The organism is Paramicrobacterium chengjingii (assembly GCF_011751765.2).
GTDB classification, from domain to species: domain Bacteria; phylum Actinomycetota; class Actinomycetes; order Actinomycetales; family Microbacteriaceae; genus Paramicrobacterium; species Paramicrobacterium chengjingii.
On the sequence record NZ_CP061169.1, the window covers coordinates 3,406,040 to 3,424,220 of the forward strand.

At 61.3% G+C, this 18,181-nt stretch carries 16 protein-coding genes; 9 read left to right on the forward strand and 7 right to left on the reverse strand.

What is annotated here, in order from left to right; genetic code table 11:
* The 5 genes from HCR76_RS16445 to HCR76_RS16465 form a co-directional block, all read right to left on the reverse strand.
* A complete protein-coding gene (locus HCR76_RS16445; RefSeq protein ID WP_166986732.1) occupies positions 1–1,530 on the reverse strand; it encodes a sulfatase family protein in 1,530 nt (509 codons plus the stop codon).
* A 1-nt stretch (position 1,531) separates the two neighbouring features.
* Complete coding sequence (locus HCR76_RS16450; protein WP_198248089.1) at positions 1,532–2,809, reverse strand: MFS transporter; 1,278 nt, start codon at positions 2,807–2,809, stop codon at positions 1,532–1,534.
* A gap of 1,108 nt (positions 2,810–3,917) precedes the next feature.
* Complete coding sequence (locus tag HCR76_RS16455; protein ID WP_166986727.1) at positions 3,918–4,142, reverse strand: helix-turn-helix domain-containing protein; 225 nt, start codon at positions 4,140–4,142, stop codon at positions 3,918–3,920.
* A gap of 147 nt (positions 4,143–4,289) precedes the next feature.
* On the reverse strand, positions 4,290–5,270 hold the full coding sequence (locus tag HCR76_RS16460; RefSeq protein WP_166986724.1) for a nucleoside hydrolase: 981 nt from the start codon (positions 5,268–5,270) through the stop codon (positions 4,290–4,292).
* 43 nt (positions 5,271–5,313) lie between these two features.
* Positions 5,314–6,741, reverse strand: coding sequence for an MFS transporter (locus HCR76_RS16465; RefSeq protein WP_166986721.1), 1,428 nt, complete (start codon positions 6,739–6,741; stop codon positions 5,314–5,316).
* A gap of 157 nt (positions 6,742–6,898) precedes the next feature.
* On the opposite strand from HCR76_RS16465, the gene HCR76_RS16470 reads away from it, so the two are divergent.
* Together HCR76_RS16470 and HCR76_RS16475 are read left to right on the forward strand one after the other, a co-directional pair.
* Positions 6,899–7,684, forward strand: coding sequence for a GntR family transcriptional regulator (locus HCR76_RS16470; protein ID WP_166986717.1), 786 nt, complete (start codon positions 6,899–6,901; stop codon positions 7,682–7,684).
* Positions 7,685–7,696: 12 nt separating this feature from the next.
* A complete protein-coding gene (locus HCR76_RS16475; protein ID WP_166986714.1) occupies positions 7,697–8,539 on the forward strand; it encodes a PfkB family carbohydrate kinase in 843 nt (280 codons plus the stop codon).
* Between the two features lie 206 nt (positions 8,540–8,745).
* Here HCR76_RS16475 and HCR76_RS16480 read toward each other — a convergent pair whose 3' ends face one another.
* Positions 8,746–9,795 (reverse strand): substrate-binding domain-containing protein, encoded by a 1,050-nt coding sequence (locus HCR76_RS16480; protein ID WP_166988131.1) that lies wholly within the window; start codon positions 9,793–9,795, stop codon positions 8,746–8,748.
* Between the two features lie 376 nt (positions 9,796–10,171).
* On the opposite strand from HCR76_RS16480, the gene HCR76_RS16485 reads away from it, so the two are divergent.
* The 7 genes from HCR76_RS16485 to HCR76_RS16515 all read left to right on the forward strand — a co-directional run bounded on the left by HCR76_RS16485 (position 10,172) and on the right by HCR76_RS16515 (position 17,573).
* Positions 10,172–10,939, forward strand: a complete 768-nt coding sequence (locus tag HCR76_RS16485; protein WP_166986711.1) for an SDR family NAD(P)-dependent oxidoreductase — start codon at positions 10,172–10,174, stop codon at positions 10,937–10,939.
* A gap of 5 nt (positions 10,940–10,944) precedes the next feature.
* Positions 10,945–12,063, forward strand: coding sequence for an aldose 1-epimerase family protein (locus HCR76_RS16490; RefSeq protein WP_166986709.1), 1,119 nt, complete (start codon positions 10,945–10,947; stop codon positions 12,061–12,063).
* 73 nt (positions 12,064–12,136) lie between these two features.
* Positions 12,137–13,360 (forward strand): CaiB/BaiF CoA transferase family protein, encoded by a 1,224-nt coding sequence (locus HCR76_RS16495; RefSeq protein ID WP_198248090.1) that lies wholly within the window; start codon positions 12,137–12,139, stop codon positions 13,358–13,360.
* Positions 13,357–14,508: a type 2 periplasmic-binding domain-containing protein gene (locus HCR76_RS16500; RefSeq protein WP_166986703.1), complete on the forward strand. Its 1,152-nt coding sequence runs from the start codon at positions 13,357–13,359 to the stop codon at positions 14,506–14,508. The genes HCR76_RS16495 and HCR76_RS16500 overlap by 4 nt, the downstream gene beginning before the upstream one ends.
* Positions 14,505–15,287, forward strand: coding sequence for an enoyl-CoA hydratase/isomerase family protein (locus tag HCR76_RS16505; protein ID WP_166986700.1), 783 nt, complete (start codon positions 14,505–14,507; stop codon positions 15,285–15,287). Before HCR76_RS16500 ends, HCR76_RS16505 begins: the two co-directional genes overlap by 4 nt.
* Positions 15,288–15,342: 55 nt before the next feature.
* Complete coding sequence (locus HCR76_RS16510) at positions 15,343–16,515, forward strand: fumarylacetoacetate hydrolase family protein (RefSeq protein WP_166986698.1); 1,173 nt, start codon at positions 15,343–15,345, stop codon at positions 16,513–16,515.
* A 62-nt stretch (positions 16,516–16,577) separates the two neighbouring features.
* Complete coding sequence (locus HCR76_RS16515; RefSeq protein ID WP_198248091.1) at positions 16,578–17,573, forward strand: LacI family DNA-binding transcriptional regulator; 996 nt, start codon at positions 16,578–16,580, stop codon at positions 17,571–17,573.
* 11 nt (positions 17,574–17,584) lie between these two features.
* Here HCR76_RS16515 and HCR76_RS16520 read toward each other — a convergent pair whose 3' ends face one another.
* Positions 17,585–18,178, reverse strand: a complete 594-nt coding sequence (locus HCR76_RS16520) for a TetR/AcrR family transcriptional regulator (RefSeq protein WP_166986693.1) — start codon at positions 18,176–18,178, stop codon at positions 17,585–17,587.
* Positions 18,179–18,181 lie beyond the last annotated feature (3 nt).

The window sequence follows — 18,181 nt, forward strand, 5'->3', positions numbered from 1 at the left end:
CTACCATGTTCCAATGCTGAAGAGTCCCCGAGGTGAGTTTGGGTAGCCGTCGTTCACCGTTAGCTCCATGAGCTCGTCTGCCAGCTTGGCCTTTACGCCCGAGAATTCGGGATCGAACGCGAGATTCCACTGTTCATCAGGGTCTCTGAGCACGTCGAACAACTGCTCTCCACCTCCGGCGAGATAACGGGTGTAGCGATAGCGCTCGGTTCTGATCGTGCGAGCCCAACTCGACGGAGACGCATCGAAGTGACTATTGTTCGATTGAATCAGAATGCAGTCGCGCCACGATTCGCCATCATCGGTTGTGCGCGGAAGAAGCGACCTGCCGTGCAGCATCCGGATGGGGTCGATGCGCGGCTCGAACGTCGCCAGCATGGGTTCGGGAATCCGAGCCCAGTCGTAAATCGTGGCGGCGATATCCGTGTGCTCGACAAGCTCGTGGCGCTCGCTCTGCTCGCCCGCGCCGCTCGCCGTGTCAGACACGATGAGCGGAATACGAATGCACGGGTCGTAATGTCGCTCCCACTTTCCCAGTAGCCCTTGATCATGCAGCATCTCGCCGTGATCTGAAGTGAATATGAACAGGGCGTCATCAGCTCGCCCCGCCTCGCTGAGCGCGTTGCGCACTCGCCCGAGTTCGTGGTCGAGGTGGGAGAGGTCGGCGAAGTACAGCTGCCGCTGCCTGCGCCAGTCGTCGACGTCGTAGCTCGGCGTCTCGTATCGCTCCTGCTGAAAGTACGGAATCGGATGCGTCTTCCACTCCGCGCCGGTCGGCTCCGGAATCGCGTCGACGTTGACGCGGTCGACGAACTCGGCTGGCGGGGCGAAGGGGTTGTGTGGCTGCACATAGCTGATGTGCGCGAACAGATCGCCGTCTGTGCGCTCAATGAAGCCGAGGGCCCGGTCGGTGATCCACGCTGTTTGCGAAACGTCCGCCGGGAACGGCAGCTCGTATGCGTCACTCACCGAATCGGGGTACTCCCGCTGGGCCTCGTGAATCAGCGACCGAAGGTCTTCTCCCTCCGCACCGTACTTTTCAAGCTCGGGTACCATCGTCATCCACACCGTCGAGAGCGCTGCCTTGTAGTACTCGGGATGATACTGCTTCACCCAGTCGAGCCATTCCCCGGCGCGAGCATCCTCTGTGTTATTCACAACGTCGAAGCCGTACGCGTGGTAATCAGGTGTCAACGTCTCGATCTGCGTGACCAGGTGCAGTTTTCCGAAGGCTCCCGTCGACCAGCCGTTGTCTTGCAATGCCTGTGCGATGTTCGGCACGTCCGGGCTGAGGTCGTAACCGCACTCGGTGACACCGTGTGCGCTGTTCGACATGCCCGTGATGATGCTGGCCCGGGATGGGCTGCAGACGGGATTGGTACTGAATGCGCTTGAGAACGTCACCCCGTCTTTTTGGAGTGCGTCGAAATTGGGCAAGTCGACAATCCCGTGGCGCGCAGCTTCGAGCCAGCGAGCTGCCAGCTGGTCCACCATGAACAAAATGACCGTACGCTGATTACCCGTCGTCATCTCAGGCCTTCCCCTCGTTTGTTCGCTCACGATCCAACTCGCCAGACCGTTTCTTCTCTGCCTCGAGCACACGAGGTGCGACGAGCGTGCACACCACGAGCAGCAAACTGAGAGCGCTGATGTAGATTGCCACCGACATCACGCTGCCCGTTGCCTCGACCAGCGAGCTGGCGATGAGCGGAGAGAGGCCACCACCGAGAACAGCCGCGATCTGGAACCCGAGCGACACCCCTGTGTACCGGACACGTGCAGGAAAGAGCTCGAAGAAGAGCGAAGCCTGAGCACCGTATGCGATTCCCGAGAAGAGACCGACGATGGCCATAGCGATCATCACGATCGGGACCGACCCGGTCATTCCAGAGCCGAACATGATGAAGGATGCCGGGATGAGAAGCACTCCGCCGACCAGGTACACCACTGGACGGCCGAAGCGGTCAGACAACAAGCCGCCGATGAGCGTCGCGACCAAGTAGGTCACTGCTGCGACGAGGTTGGCGATGGTCGCCAAGTACTGCGGAAAGTCTGCGCCGTTGATGAGGTAGTTGATGAAGAAGACACCTTGCGTGAAGCCGAAGGCGGCGACGGCGATGTACATGCCGATCGCAACGAGCACCATCTTCCAGTGCCGCGCAAGGGCTTCGAGCAAGGGCGTCTTCGCGATGGTTGCTGACGCCTCGCGCCGCGCGAAGTCCGGTGACTCCTCGATATGGCTGCGAACGATTAGACCGATGACCACGAGCACGATGCTGAAGAGCAGGGGAATTCGCCACCCCCACGCATTGATCTGCTCGGGCGTAAGCACAACGAACAAGAGCGTGACCAGGCCCGTGGCAAGAATGATCCCCATCCCGCTTCCGGTCTGCACCGCGGCACCGAAGAAGCCGCGCCGCTTCGCCGGGGTGCTCTCCATCATGAGCGTGGTCGCGCCGCCCCATTCGCCGCCGATGCCGAAGCCCTGAATGAATCGAAGCACGACCAGAAGAATGGGGGCGACGATGCCTGCCTGCGCGAGCGTCGGGAGCGCACCCATCAGGGTCGTGGCGATCCCCATAGTGAGCAGGCTGGCGACAAGTACGGGCTTACGGCCGTACTTGTCGCCGAGGTGGCCGAAGATCATGCCGCCAATCGGTCGCGAGAGGAACCCCACGGCGAATGTGCCGAAAGCGAGAAATGACGTGAGGAATGGGTCGTCGGTCGCGAAGAAGAGTCGTCCGAAAACCACTGCCGTCAGCGTTCCGTACACGGAGAAGTCGTAGAACTCGATCGTGTTTCCGATCACGGTGGCTGCAACGAGCCTCCGTGTTTGCGCTCGAGATCTACTGCGTTCACCCGTTGTCGTGATCACGATGTATCTCCTTTGATTCCTGTTTGAGGTCTAGACCTTAGATGACACTATGGGAAGATCGTGGATTATACAAGCGCCGTATACCTATTTGCTCCAACGCGTACAAGGTCTATAACTCACTCCGCTGATTGCGCCGATCACGATGACACATCGCCGCCGGCGACGCCGTATTCACGGCAAAAGCTTTGGAACGTCATTCGCCCGCGCACAACAGCACACCGCACGAATGCCTTTTACTCGGGATCAGCAGACACCGCGTTCATCAACTCGGGATGTCCTGATCAAGAGAATCGGTCTCGCTCTTCAGTTCTGCCGGCACACGAGTTCGAACTCACATTTCGCCAACGCCGTGGACCTGCTAGCCCAACGGTTCGTCCAACGGCGTTCTCGCCTGCGCCAACTGCGCAGCACGAGCGACTCGTCCGAGCTGCTCAGGACACGTTCCCATAGAACGGACCGATGTCGAAGTACGATCTAGGGCGTCCGGCGGAGCGCTTCATCGATACGGTAGTCGAGTTAACTGTAGAAGAGTGGTCGAGCGTCGTCACTTGCACCCGAAAGGCGGGCCCCACCGGAAGCATAATGATGCGAGTTATCGGAAACGAGGTTTCTGCAGTGGAGCGTTCCACGTTCGAGAGTCGGATCCACGACCGATCCGAGAAACAGTTGAATGCCTCTTTCGATACCCTGCCCTTTCGCGAAGTCTCACTCGCAAGGAGCACATATGAAACCGCCGTCTTCGCACTGCAGAAGAGAGACAAACTCCCTATCGAGGTAGTTCGCTCCTGGTTTTGCCATTCGAGCACCCAAGAATCAAGGTCGGCGAGCTACTCGCTGAAGACGAGGCATCGGTCTAGATCAGCGCTCTCGCAGTGGGTTCCCTGGCGACGTGTCGTTCTTTTCCGTTTACGTCATTGACAGCGGCGTTGCATGCGTGAAGTGCGATAAGCATCGTCATACGCAAACGTGACATTGCCCGACGTGGACTGCGTGAGCATTCCGCAGAAACGGCCGTCAAGATACACGTCGAGGTTTCGATCGCTCACCAGCGCACCTCGCCGTCATCAAGCGACCGCAACGCGATCTCGTGCCCCAGCGCCTGAAAGAGGTCAAAAAGTTTGGACGCTTCAGATGTCGGCTTTCCCGCTTCAACATCTGCCACGAACGACCGAGAGACGTGCGCCTTGCGCGCAAGCTCGGTTTGAGTCCATCCGCGTCGTTCGCGGAGATCACGAACCACCGAAGCCGCTTCTCGCATTGTAAGCATCGACGCTCCACCACCCCGTCTTGTCTCCGTACGGAGATAATCTCGTTTGTCGCCGTACGACTACATTCTATCGTTGTCGTCGTACGGCGACAAGCATGGGGCTCGCAACGTTGGATAGCTGAAAGAGGTTCGCAACCAAACTGACAATCAGGCGCCGTTCGCCTCGAGTGACGGCGCCGTCAGGCTGAGCAGTCGCTCGACCATGTGCGGAGCAAGCGTGCCCTCCGTCTCGAGAACGACGCGCACGTTGGCGCCGTCACGGTCGACGGGCCCCAGCCGCTGGCCCCGCAGGTCGCAGACGGTCTGCCCGCGGCCCGGTCCATCAGTGACATCCACCTCGACGGGCACCGCCGGTGCGACGCGCGGCAGCATCCCGCCCACGGCGATGGCCGCGGCCAGGGGGTCATGCAGGGCACTGCAGCGACGGCCGTACTCCGCGACATAGAAGTCAAAGTAGTAGTCGAGGGCGGCGCCCACCGCGCGCACGATTGGAGCCTCAGCCGCGCATAGGCGCTCGCGCTCGGTTTCGTCGATCACGTTGGCGAGCGTCGTGTCGAGCGGCACGAGAGTGACAGGCCAGGATGCTGTGACCACAGCCTGCGCGGCCTCGGGATCGTGGGCGATGTTCGCCTCGGCAAGCGGCGTGATGTTGCCGGGCACGAGTGCGGCACCGCCCATTACCGTCACCTGTGTCACGCGACTGGCCAACTCGGCGTCGCGCTCGAGGGCGAGAGCCAGGTTCGTCAGCGGTCCGACAGCGATGATCTCGAGTGTGCCATCGTGCTCGTGCGAAAGACGGAGCAGCAGGTCGGCAGCATCCTCGTCAATCGCTGTCGCCGTTGTCTCGGGAAGCTCGATGTCGCCGATGCCGTTCGCGCCGTGCACGTGGGGCGCACCACCCGCGAACTGGCCCACAAGCGGATCATTCTCGCCCACGGCGACGGGCACGTCAGTGCGCTCGGCGAGCGCGAGCAGGCGCAGCGTGTTCTGCACTCCCTGCGCCGCGCTGACGTTGCCGTGCACACCGCCGATGCCGACGAGCTCGATCTCAGGCGACGCCAAAAGATAGGCGAGGGCCATCGAATCGTCGACGCCGGTGTCGCAGTCGAAGTAGACAGGACGGGTCATGGTGGTTCCTTCCACGTTGCGTGAGTGAGGGTGAGCGGTGCGCTCAGTCGCGATTCGGTGCTTCTTTGAGAATGAAGCTCGCCACGAGCGCCAGCACAGTGATGACGACAGAGATCCAGAGCGCGAGAGTGTACCCGCCGATGCCTCCTGACCCGACGTACGGGGCGACGATTGCGATGCCGAGACTTGCTCCAATGCCAAACCCGGCACTGTTCATGCTGGGCAATGCCGAGGGTGCCTCGACGGGCGACTGAATGACGCCGAGACCGTTCGACGTCGTGAGGACCAAGCCATTGTAGGCGACGCCGAGCACGGCGATCATGGCGAACACGATCCACTGACTCTGCGGGAACAGGGTGATGACGACGAGTGCGGCGAGACAGATCACAAGACCGAAGCGAAGGATGCTGACCCAGCCGATCCTCGCGGCGAGCCACCCGGCGAAGGGCGCCGCCGCCAGCCCGATCAGCGCGGGTGGAGCGAGGAACATCAGGGCGCTCGTCGCCGCGTTCATGCCGAACCCAATCTCGGAGTCTTGACTGAGCATCACCACAGTGAAGTTGATGACGGCGAACACGCTCGAGAGCGTGAGAACCGTGGTGGCGATCACCGGCCATACCTGGCGCGACCGTAGGTGTTCGACGGCGATGAGGGGTGTCGTGCGGCGCTTCTCAATGAACACGAATACGGCGAACGCGAGGATCGTCCCGACCAGAAATGCGATGCTGAGTGGCGCGAACCAGCCCTGCGCGCCGCCGGTTGACACAAAGTAGGTGATGCCGATAAGCCCAAATGAGAGGGCCGCGGCGCCCCACCAGTCCATTTTTCCCGTGGATGCCGCGCCCGTGTCTTTCGGCGCGGTCAACCACACGCACACGAGGGCGAGTACGCCGACGATGAAGATCACCACGAAGAGCGAGCGGAATCCGAACGCGTCGGTCAGCAGTCCCCCGATCCAGCCGTCGACCCCGCCGACACCTCCGTTGATGGCGGTGAGCACACCCAGCATCGTGCCGAACATCTTCTTTGTCAGCGATTCGTTGAGAATCACGTACGACAGCTGGAAAGCTGCGCTTGAGGCGCCCTGAAGCACACGGCCGACTAGAAGAATCTGCAGGTTCGGCGCGAAGAGGCACAGGAGAGTGCCGACGGAGAGGATGCCAAGCACGATCAGCAGCCCACGCTTGCGCCCGATGAAATCACTCCATCGGGCGAGCAGAACTCCGCCGACCGCCCCGGCGAGAAAGAACAGTGATGACACCTGCGACACCGAGTCAATGTCGACGCCGAGCGTTCGAGCCATGTCGGGCAGGGCAGGGGTGATCATGCTGGCGTTGAGCTGAAATGCGACAACGGCGAGAATCAGCGTAGCGACAAGGCCGATCGCTCGACGCCCGTGAAGCTTTCCATCACCGCTCGGATTCGGGGCGACGGATGCCGCTCCCGACGGGGAGGTTCGAGTTGATGACATGGAAAGACTCCTTTGTCTGAAGGGTAGGGGCGGATGCCGGAGAGGATCCCGTGCGCAACTAGTATGATGTTATACCTCTCGGGTACAACATGTGCAAGGCGACCTGTTCTGATTGAATGGAGCCGACGCAGAAACGCGACCGGATGCAAGGAGCAGGATGACGCGAATGGATGAGTTCCTCGCGGAACCGCTCACGACGACAGTCGGGCAGCCACTGCGTGTTGCTGCATACACGCGCATCACGCGGGGAATCCGCGACGGCGTCTTTCCCCTGGGTTCAGCACTCCCCCGCGAAACCGAGCTCGGCACCTCGCTCGGGGTGAGCCGAACGGTGATTCGCGAAGCACTCATGCTGCTTGAGGAAGACGGGCTCATTACCACCCGGCGCGGAGTCGGCCGGTTTGTGACCGCCTCCACTCCCAAGGTCGGACTCGAAGATCTGCGTCCGTTCGAGGTAGCTCTCGCAAATACGGAGCATCCGATCACCGTGAAACCGACAACCTTTGTGATGCAGCCGAACACCGACTTCGTGTCGAGCAACCTCAACCTCGACCCTGAGGCAAACACCTGGTTTCGCGAGAGCGTGCTTTCCCGCGCAGACGAGCCGATTGCCATCGTGCAGGAGCATCTCCCCGCTGGCCGGTACCTCAGCGACATCAGCCCGGCGATCGCCTCGAGTTTTCAGCACGCCGCAGAGCAGAACGCAACGCTGTTCGCTGGACTGCTCGAACGCTGCGGCCCCATATTTTCAGCAAGCTCGTGCCAGATCACGCCGAGTGTCGTCGGTGTTTCCCGGGGCAAGCAACTCGGCCTTGCTGCATCCGATCCCGTCATCATCCTGACGCAGGTGATCGAGCACGATGCGACGCCTGTCTACCTGGCGAAGTGCATCGTCTCGTCGCGCGTCGGCCATCTCACCGTCATTCAAACCCCGTCAAACTGACCAGAGGAATCCATGGCACTCGACATCGATCTCACCGTCGTCGGCAGCATCAACGCAGACATCACAGCTGTCACCGAGCGCTTGCCCGGCGCGGGCGAGACCGTCGGAGGTGGGCGCCTTACGCGCAATGCCGGAGGCAAGGGTGCCAACCAGGCAGCCGCGGCTGCGCGGCTCGGAGCCCGCACCCGCATGGTCGGGGCTGTGGGAACGGATGCCGAAGCCGAGGCCATGCGACGGGCGCTCGGCTCGGCCGGCGTCGATCTTACGCACGTGGCGGCGATTGATGGCGAGACGGGTACGGCGCTGATCATGGTGGATGCTGCAGGCGAGAACCAGATCGCCGTGTGCGAGGGCGCCAACGCCCACGTCTCGATCGAGGGCGTCGATTTCCCCGAGAACGACACGGTGCTGGCGCAGCTCGAGATCTCGCTCGACACTGTCAGCGAGCTCGCACGGCGCTGCCGCGGCTATTTCGCCCTGAACGCGGCGCCGGCGATGCCCCTGCCCGCCGAACTCATCGAGCGCGCCGATCTGATCATTGTGAACGAGACAGAGTACGAGCTCATTCCCGAGCTGAAGGATGCCGCCCTCGTCGCCGTGACGTACGGGTCGAAGGGCGCTGCCATGCTCGAGAGAGGCACGCAGGTGGCGTTCGCGGATGCTGTCACGACGACGCCCGTCAACACCGTTGGCGCTGGCGATGCGTTCTGTGCAGCGCTCACGATCGCGCTGCGCAGTGGGCTGTCATATGGCAGCGCGCTGCAGGCCGCGAATGCCGTGGGAGCCGCAGTCGTTAAGGATCCTGCGGCGCAGCCCGCACTTCAATCGCTCGAGCACTACGTCTCCGCTGAATAAGACGCCTCTCAAGACATCGCGCTGCCTTTGGGAGCCGGTGCGCACTGGCCGCACAAATCGGGGATCAACTTTTGCTATCCCCACTGGGTTTGGCATAGCAAAAGTTGGTCCCCAATCGGTGGCACCACGACAAGTCGCGATGACCCTCATCTGCACCCATCGGGGCACCCGCCCGATTCAAGTGGGCGCCCCGAAACGTGGCTCAGTCAGAGACCGACGTCTTCCGCGTCGATGAACCCTGAGTCGATGAGCTTCGTCTGCACATCGTCCTTAGTCACGACGAGCGGGGTCAGAACGAAGGCCGGAACGACCTTTTTGCCGTTGTCATAGGTCTCTGTGTCGGTGGTCTCGGGCACATCCCCAGCGATGATCGATTGGATCATCTGAAAAACACGGTCCCCGAGCTCTCTCGTATCTTTGAGAACAGTCATCGATTGCTTGCCGTCGAGAATTGCCTTCACGTTTGCCTTATCGGCATCCTGCCCTGTGATGATCGGATACTCGTCTCCCGGCGAGTAGCTTGCCGAATTCAGCGATGCGATTATTCCGATCGCCAAGCTGTCATTGGGAGACAGAATCGCGTCAACCTTGTCGCTGCCGGTATAGAACGATGACAGTCGGTTGTCCATTTCGGCCTGTGCCTTATCTGACGCCCACCCCGGGATGCCGATCGAGGCCCAGTCCTTGTTAGAAGCAGGGGACTTACCAGAACGAACGACGAGCTGTCCATTCTCAACGTAGGGCAGCAGAACGTCCCAGGCACCCGAGAAGAAAAAGCCGGCGTTCGGGTCATCGGGGCTTCCCGTGAAGGGTTCGAAGTTGAAGGGACCGGCACCGTCGGCAAGCCCGAGCTGCTCCTCGATGTACTTACCCTGAAGCTCACCGACCTGGAAGTTGTCGAACGTGGCGAGGTAGTCAACGTTCTCGGTCCCCTCGATGAGCCGGTCATATGAGATGACAACGGCATCCTGCTTTTTTGCCTGGTCGAGAACCGGGCCGAGTGCTTCGCCGTCGATCGGGGCGATGACGAGCACCTGCGCACCGCCGGCAATCTGGTTCTGAATCTGGCTGATCTGCTGGCTCGTCTTGTTATCTGCGTACTGCAGATCAACGGTGCAGTCCGCCTCCTCGAGCTGCTTCTGCAACTGCTCTCCGTCATTGATCCAACGCTCAAGACTGCGCGTCGGCATAGAGATGCCCACATTGCAGTCGCCATTGGCGCTCGCGTCCGACGAACACGCGGCGAGGGATAACATAAATCCCCCAACCGCCACCGCAGCCGCGATCTTTCGAATCTTCGATACCAATTGCTTTCCTCCCTGAATGCAATCGCTCAACGGGGCAGCTTCGTGCCTCGCCGTAACGGTTGAGGTGGTCGTCTCGGTGCCTTGGCACACGGCGACCGCTCTGTGTTTGAGCGCCACTGCAACGCTCTCGAGACACTATTACACAAATGTTAGCGCTGCCACTAGCCCTGTTCGCAAAATCCCGTCGAAAATAATGGCAGATGATCACGCGCTTGACTCTGCTCAGTTATTGCCTCTACTCTGAGAAAGGCAGCGCTGCCATCTGAACTTTCAGACGGCCACGAACCAGCGCTGATCAGCCACCCACCACAATCTGAGGAGTGGAATGCACGGGTCAGTAGCTCATTCCGACCGCCGCGAGTCTGCCATCGTCACTGGAGCGGCCGGAGCTCTCGGACGCGCAACGGCGCTCAGGCTCGGGCACGACGGATTCGCTGTCGGAATTCTCGACCTCCCAGGCGACGAGCTCTCCGAGACAGCATCCCAGTTGGCGTCGGCCGGTATTGCGCATCACGTGCTCGAGGTCGATCTTCGTGACACGGATGCGATCGCCGCAGCACTTCGTGACGCGGACGAAGCCATCGGGCCACTTGCCGCGCTCGTGAACAACGCAGCAATCTACCCGTCACGCGCGTTCCTCGACATTCCGATCGACGAGTACGACGATGTCGTGGCGGTGAATCAGCGTGCCTATTTCGCTGCGGCTCAGACCGCAGCGCGGCTCATGGCACCGCACAAACGCGGAGCCATCGTCAACGTCGGCTCCATCACGTGGCACGGCGGTTGGTCGAACCTGGCCAGCTACATCTCCACAAAGGGAGCCGCCGTCGCTCTGACTCGCGCCCTGTCACGTGAGCTCGGGACGCACGGCATACGTGTGAACGCCGTGGCGCCCGGCGCATTCCCCACGAAGGCGGAGAGCATTCAGGGCGACCAGCAGGAATACAGCCGCTTCGTCATCGAGCACCAGGCACTCAAGCGCCGAGGCAACCCTGCCGAGTTTGCTGCAGTCGTGTCGTTCCTCGTTGGAGACGATTCGAGCTTCGTGACGGGACAGACCATCAACATCGATGGCGGATGGGTGATGGAGTAACAGCGATGAATATCTTCGGACATGACCTGTCAGAACTCGAACTGCGTCGCCGCGTCGGCGACACTGCTGCGGCAGGCGGACTGCGACACATCGTTCTCGACAACGGAACTGAACGTGGCGTCAGAGCGATCGAGCTGCGAAGCGCGGCGGGGCTTGAGATCGATATTCTGATCGACCGCGCCCTCGACCTTGGAAATGCGCGGTTCAAAGGCGTTCCCTTCGGGTGGCGCTCCGGCAACGGCTACCGCCATCCTGGCCTTCACGAGAACAACGATGAAGACGGATTGTCATGGCTGCGCGCCATTGACGGACTGCTTGTCTCTGCTGGCCTCGATCACACGCTCTTTGGCGTGGAAGTCGATGCATCGGAGTACGCTTACCCTCCCCGCAAGTCGGTGAAACACGGTTTGCATGGGCGCCTCACCGGGATTCCCGGGCACTTGCTCGAAGCTCGCGAGGTATGGACAGACGACACATGTGTTCTTCGCATCTCGGGCGAGGTCGTGCAAGCAACTATGTTCGGCGAGCATCTGAAACTCACGCGAACGATTGAGATCGATCTCGACGGCACGGAGATTCGCCTTTACGACCGAGTCGAAAACCTCGGCTTCGAGCGCACACCCCACATGTACCTGTACCACCTGAACTTCGGGTGGCCTCTCGTTGATGTCGGCACTGAGTTCGTGGCTCCGATTCGGCGGCACACGTGGCAGTCCGATTCCGTGGCCGAACAAGACATCCCCTACCGAGTCATGCCCGAGCCTCAACGCTCCGCTCAGGAGCAGGTATTCGAGCACGAACTCGTCACAGATGACGAGGGGAATCATCGGGTGGCACTGATTACGAGCGACGGGCAGCGTGGCATAGAGCTGTCATGGGATGCCCAAACGATGCCGTACTTCTTCGAATGGCAGAACCTGCGCGACGGCCAATACGCCCTTGGCCTTGAACCGTCAAGCCATCGCGTCGGCGGAGAAGCAGCTGCACGGGCAGATGGGTCGATGACGTGGCTTGAACACGGCGAAGATCGCCACTACCGCACAACAATTCGGGTACTCGACGGGACGAGCGAGACAGAAGCATCCCGTGCACGAATCCGTGCGGTCTCAGGGCAGCCGGACTAACGACGGCACGACAGACAACCTCAGGGCACAATGCTCCGCGTCCCCACCGGGACGCGCTATGAAAGGAAGAGCTGTGAATTCGCAGCGCAAGATCCTCGAAGGCTATCGAGTGCTGGACTGCTCAATCGCTATGGCAGGGCCGTTTGCCACGCAGCGTCTCGGCGATCTCGGAGCCGATGTGATCAAGGTTGAACCGACCGGCGGTGAATGGCAGCGACACGCGTCAGCCGGCGGCGCCTCGGGCAACGAAGTGAACGTGTCATTCCTCTCGCTCAATCGCAACAAGCGCTCGCTCGCGGTCGACCTGAAGTCCCCGGGGGGCAAGACCGTTCTTGACGAACTCGTGGCGAGCTCCGACGTGTTTCTTCAGAACTACCGGCCCGGAGTCGCCGCGCGCCTCGGCGTCGACTACGAGTCGCTTCGGCGCATCAACCCGCAGCTCGTGTACGTGTCGATCTCCGGGTACGGGGAAGACGGGCCGTACCAGACCCGCCCGGGTCAAGACCTTCTCTTGCAGGCAATGAGCGGTGCCATGTTCTCTACGGGAAGGGACGGCGAGCCTCCCCGGCCCGCGGGCCAGTATCTGGTGGATGCTGTGACAGCATCCACCGCTTTCGAGGGCGTACTTGCCGCGCTCTTGCATCGTGAGAGAACAGGGGAAGGTCAGCTCGTCACCGTCAACATGCTCGATGCGATCACAACATTTCAGATGCAGGAACTCTCGGTATTCACTGTCGGCAAGATTCCTCAGACGCGCGGTTCTGAAGCGCACGCGCACGTCTACATTCGAGCGCCGTACGGAACGTTCAAGACGGCAGATGGGTTTGTCGCGCTCGCTTTTCCTCCGCTCGATGTTCTGGGGCGAGTTTTCGGTGAAGCGTATTTCAGCGAGCTCGACAGCGAGGAGCACGGCTTCAGCCATCGAGATGAGATTTCTGCACTCACGGCACAGCACCTTGCCACAGACACCACGCAGAATTGGCTCGACCGTTTCGCAGAGGTGGGCATCTGGGCGGGGCCCGTTCTCGATTACGAGGCCCTAGTGAACGATCCGCAGATCATCCACAACGGCACCTTCGTCGAATACGACCATCACACCGAGGGCCATGTAAAGACCCCCGGCTTTCCATACAAGTTCTCCAAGGCGCCACTCACGGTCGAGCGCGGTGCTCCGCTGACGGGTGAACACACGCATGAGATTCTCACCGACATTGGAATGTCGGAGAGCGACGTTGACTCGTTGGCAGCCAACGGCTCCATCTATGCTCACCCCGAGAACGTGACCTCATCGCGATGACCAGGTTCCGGGGACTCACGTGGGATCATCCCCGCGGTCGAACTGCCCTCGAGGAGGCCGCGGGGCGGTGGCGCCACCGTAACGACCCGCTCGATCTCGTGTGGGAAACGCACTCTCTTGAAGGCTTCGAGTCGAGCCCGATCGATGAGCTGGCAGACAGGTACGATCTCATTGTTCTCGACCATCCGCATCTCGGCGACGCCGTGAAGCACCAGAGCCTTCAGCCGCTCGATGATCTCTTCGGAGCGGCCGATCGTGAGCGCTGGGCTCGCGAGGCTATCGGACCGACCTTTCGCAGTTACGTCTATGACGACCAGCTTTGGGCGCTGCCCCTCGACACCGCAGCTCAGGTCGCTGTAATCGCTCCCAACGTTGATGAGCCGCATCCCACCACCTGGGACGAAGTCGAGTCGTTCGCCATCAACAACCGAGTTGCCCTCTCGCTCGCTGGCCCCCATGCGTTCCTGTCGTTCGCCTCGCTCTGTGTCGCCGTGGGCGAAGAGCCCGTCACCGGGCGCGACCAGCTCGTCGTGTCGCGGTCCGTCGGAGCTGAAGCGGCGGAGCGACTCAAGCGCATCGCGTCCATGTGCCCTCCGGGCAGCGGTGAGCTCAATCCCATTGAGCTACTGAGCGAGATGGCCGAACACCAGCTCGCTGACTACTGCCCTCTCGTGTTCGGTTATGTGAACTATGCTGACACGGCTCGAGCGCGGCGGCTGACGTTTGTCGATGCGCCATCGGTCGCTGCAGGAGGTCGCCCCGGGTCGACGCTTGGGGGCACGGGCATCGCCATTTCACGGCAATGCGATCCATCTTCTCAACTCATCGCGCATCTTCGTTGGCTGCTGCATCCGAACACGCAGCGAAACATCATTCCGCATTTCGCCGGGCAGCCGAGCATGCGGAGTGCCTGGACCGACGCTCGCGTCAATCAGCTCAGCGGCGACTTTTACTCGAACACCGCCCGAACCTTGTATTCGTCGTGGATCCGACCGCGGTATTCAGGGTTCATCGGCTTCCAATCAGAAGCGTCAGCACGAATCCGGTCGATGCTTGCTGGCGATATTGCCGTGCATGAATGTCTCGACCAGCTCGACAGGCTGTACGCAGAATCTCACCATGACGTGCCAGGAGGGCAAATCGCATGATCGACATCGACACCACCGACATCCATCTCGAGCTTGTCGACCACGTGCTGACCATCACGCTCGATCGTCCAGCAAAACTCAACTCCGTGACTCAGCAGATGTCTGACGCGCTCGTCACAGTGACCGAATACGCTGACGCGTCAAACGATGTGCGCGCGATCGTGCTCACGGGCGCAGGCGGGCGCGCATTCTGCGCCGGATCGGACATCAGAGGCCTCGATGCATACGAGTCCCCGTGGGACTTTCGCAACCGTCCCGACTACTGCGACGCAATTCGGCATTGCCGCACACCGATCGTCGCCGCCGTCAACGGCTATGCACTCGGTGGAGGACTCGAGACCGCACTGAGCTGCGACATCATCATCGCGTCGAGCGCGGCGTCGTTCGCCGCGCCGGAGGTCAAGCTCGGCTGGATCGGCGGAGGCGGAATGACCACGCTCCTCACACGAGCAGTTGGCCCGAGCAACACCGCCCTGATGACAATGACCGGAGACCCGATCGATGCCGAGCGGGCACTGTCGTGGGGGCTCGTCAGCGAGGTCACGAGCCCTGCTGAGCTGCTTGCCAGGGCGCACGGGCTCGCTCGCGTCATCGCATCTCGACCGCCGATCGCCGTCGAGACGGCGAAGGCAAACCTCACCGCGTCGGCGAACATGACACAAGAGCAGGCGATTGTCTACGAACGAGATCTGCAGACCGTCTGCTTCGCCACCGACGACGCTCACGAGGGACGGCGCGCCTTCGCGGAGAAACGCGACGGCATCTTCAGCAGACGATGAGCAGCGTGTCGCGCGAGAACGGGCACTCCCCACTTCAGTTACCAAGGAGATCCGCATGTGGATAGGTTCAGCAGAGCAGACACTCCCGGACGACGGGTTCTCGGGCACCCTGATCGGCCGAGTGTGGGACCCGGCCTCCGACGGCCCGTCGCCCGTAGCCGTGCGCGAAGACGGGGTGTTCGACCTGAGCCGAGACTTTGCGACAGTGCGCGACCTGTGTGAGATGGACGACCCGGCGGTCGCGGCGCAGTCGACGTCAGGGAGGCGTTTGGGTTCCTTCGACGAGATTCTGGCCAACACCGACACGTCGTCTCGAGAGAGCTCCCGCCCCTGGCTTCTGTCACCCATCGACCTTCAGACGGTCAAGGCTGCAGGCGTGACATTCGTTGTCTCAATGCTCGAACGAGTGATCGAAGAGCGAGCGCGAGGCGATGTCTCGGCGGCAGGCGACCTGCGCGAACGGATACTCGCGGAAGTCGGCGACAACCTTGCCGAGCTGCGCCCCGGCTCTGATGAGGCGCAACGTCTGAAGGAGATTCTGATCACAGAGGGGCTCTGGAGTCAATATCTCGAGGTCGGGATTGGTCCGGATGCTGAGATTTTCACGAAGGCTCCGACGCTTTCTTCCGTTGGCACTGCCGTTTCCGTGGGAGTGCTCGGATCGTCAACGTGGAACAACCCGGAGCCCGAGGTCGCCCTCATCGTTCAATCCAACGGACGAATTGTGGGCGCCACTCTCGGCAACGATGTGAATCTGCGCGATGTGGAAGGCAGGTCGGCTCTCCTTCTGCCCAAGGCGAAAGACAACAACGGGTCGTGCGCTCTCGGCCCGCTTATTCGCCTGTTCGACTCACGTTTCACCCTCGACACGGTGAGACACTTGACTGTCCGTCTTGAAATCGATGGACCTGACGGTTTTCACCTCGATGGCGTCTCAGAGATGAGCGCCATCAGCCGAGACCCAAGCGAACTGGTTGACCAGCTCATCGGTCCGCATCATCAGTACCCCGATGGTGCTGCGCTCATGCTCGGCACGATGTTCGCGCCCGTTGCCGATCGTGGCGCGGTCGGGCAGGGGTTCACGCACAAGTACGGTGATATCGTGCGAATCTCTGCATCAAGTCTGGGCAGCCTTGTCAACGAAGTGAAACAAAGCGAGAGGTGTGAGCCATGGGAGTTTGGGCTTCGAGCTCTGATGACGAACCTGGCACGTCGAGGCCTTCTGTGATCGATTCGTCTGCTCAGCCTGATCCGTCAGACAAGAAGTCAACGTCGAGGTCCACTCGAACGGTGACTCTCACCGATGTGGCGCAGCACGCGGGCGTTTCGCCTCAGACCGTCTCTCGCTCTCTCAGATCCCCAGAGCTCGTCTCAGATTCCACCCGTGAGCGCGTGCGAGCATCCATCGCCTCAACCGGCTATGTGCCGAACCTTGCCGCCCGCAATCTTGCCTCCAATCGCAGCATGACGGTCGCTGCAATCATTCCTTCGATTTCGGCATCTGTTTTCGCTGACGCCGTGCACGGCCTCGATCATGAGCTCAGCTCGCACGGGTACCAGCTCTTCATCGGGTCAACGGACTATAGCGCCGACCGCGAGGAAGAACTCGTGCGCGCCCTGCTCGGGAGACGCCCCGACGGAATGTTCATTGTGGGAACCGAGCACACGGCCAAGGCGAATCAACTACTCAAGGAGGCTCGGATTCCCGTCGTCGAGGCGTGGAGCCTGACAGACAGCCCCATACACAGCCAGGTCGGCTTCTCCAACCGCGAGGCTGTTCGCTCGCTCGTTCAGTACGGCCATGCTCAGGGATACCGCCACCCGACATTCGCAGGATCACTGCAGCCAGGGGACGCACGAGCGATTGAACGACGGCGAGGCTTTGAAGCATCCGTTCGCGCAATCTATCCCAACGAGGCGATCCGCGTTCTCGATTCGGGAAATCACGGCGCAGACATGGATGCTGGGGTCGCCCTGCTGGACCGGGTACTCAGTGAGCATCCGGAGACCGATCTCATCGTCTTCTCGAGCGACATTTTTGCAGCGGGAGCGCTGCTCGAATGCGCTCGACGCCGGATATCGGTACCCGGTGATATTGCGGTCATTGGATTCGGCGACTTTGAGATCGCCGCACATACTGTGCCGCGCCTCACCACCGTGGCGGCGCCCAGCCATGACATCGGCACGAGAGCGGGGCGCGTGCTGCTGGAAAGCATGCACTCTGCATCGGAGTCAACACAGGAGATCGATCTCGGGTTCACGATCGTCGCACGCGAGAGCGCCTGAGCAGCGGGCTGCTAGGTGGCTCTAAGCGCCCCGACTATGATCGACTCGACGATTTCGTCGACCGCGCCGCGGTCGGGCGTCGCTCCAAGCTTCCCCGCGAACAGCAGATGCCCTGTACCCACGAGTGAGAGAGCGAGGGCGTTGACATCGGCACTCTGTGCAATACGATCTGCAGCCTGCTCACGAACGAGATAATCGTCGATTCCCGACGTGGCCTGCGCGAGGAGGGGAATGCCGAAGGGCAATCCATCGCGCAGGCGTGCGCGAACCGCGTCGCGCGATGTCACGATCGCGACTGCGCCGAGAGTCTCGGCGTCGAAGATGCCCACTAGAAGATCAACCAGGATGCCGCGAACTGTGCGCGTGCCAACAGCATCCGTTGCCTCGTTCACGTGCGCCTCGACACGTTCGACGTGTGCATTGACGTAGTCGGCGAGAAACTCGTCGAACGTCGCGAAATGACGATGCAGAACTCCCTTGGCGACTCCGGCCTCGGCAACCACCGCGCGACTCGTTAACGCACTTGGACCATCACGAACGAGCACACGCCCTGCCGCGGCAAACAATTGCTCGCGCGGATCGAGCAGCGCCATACCTGTAGGCATGGG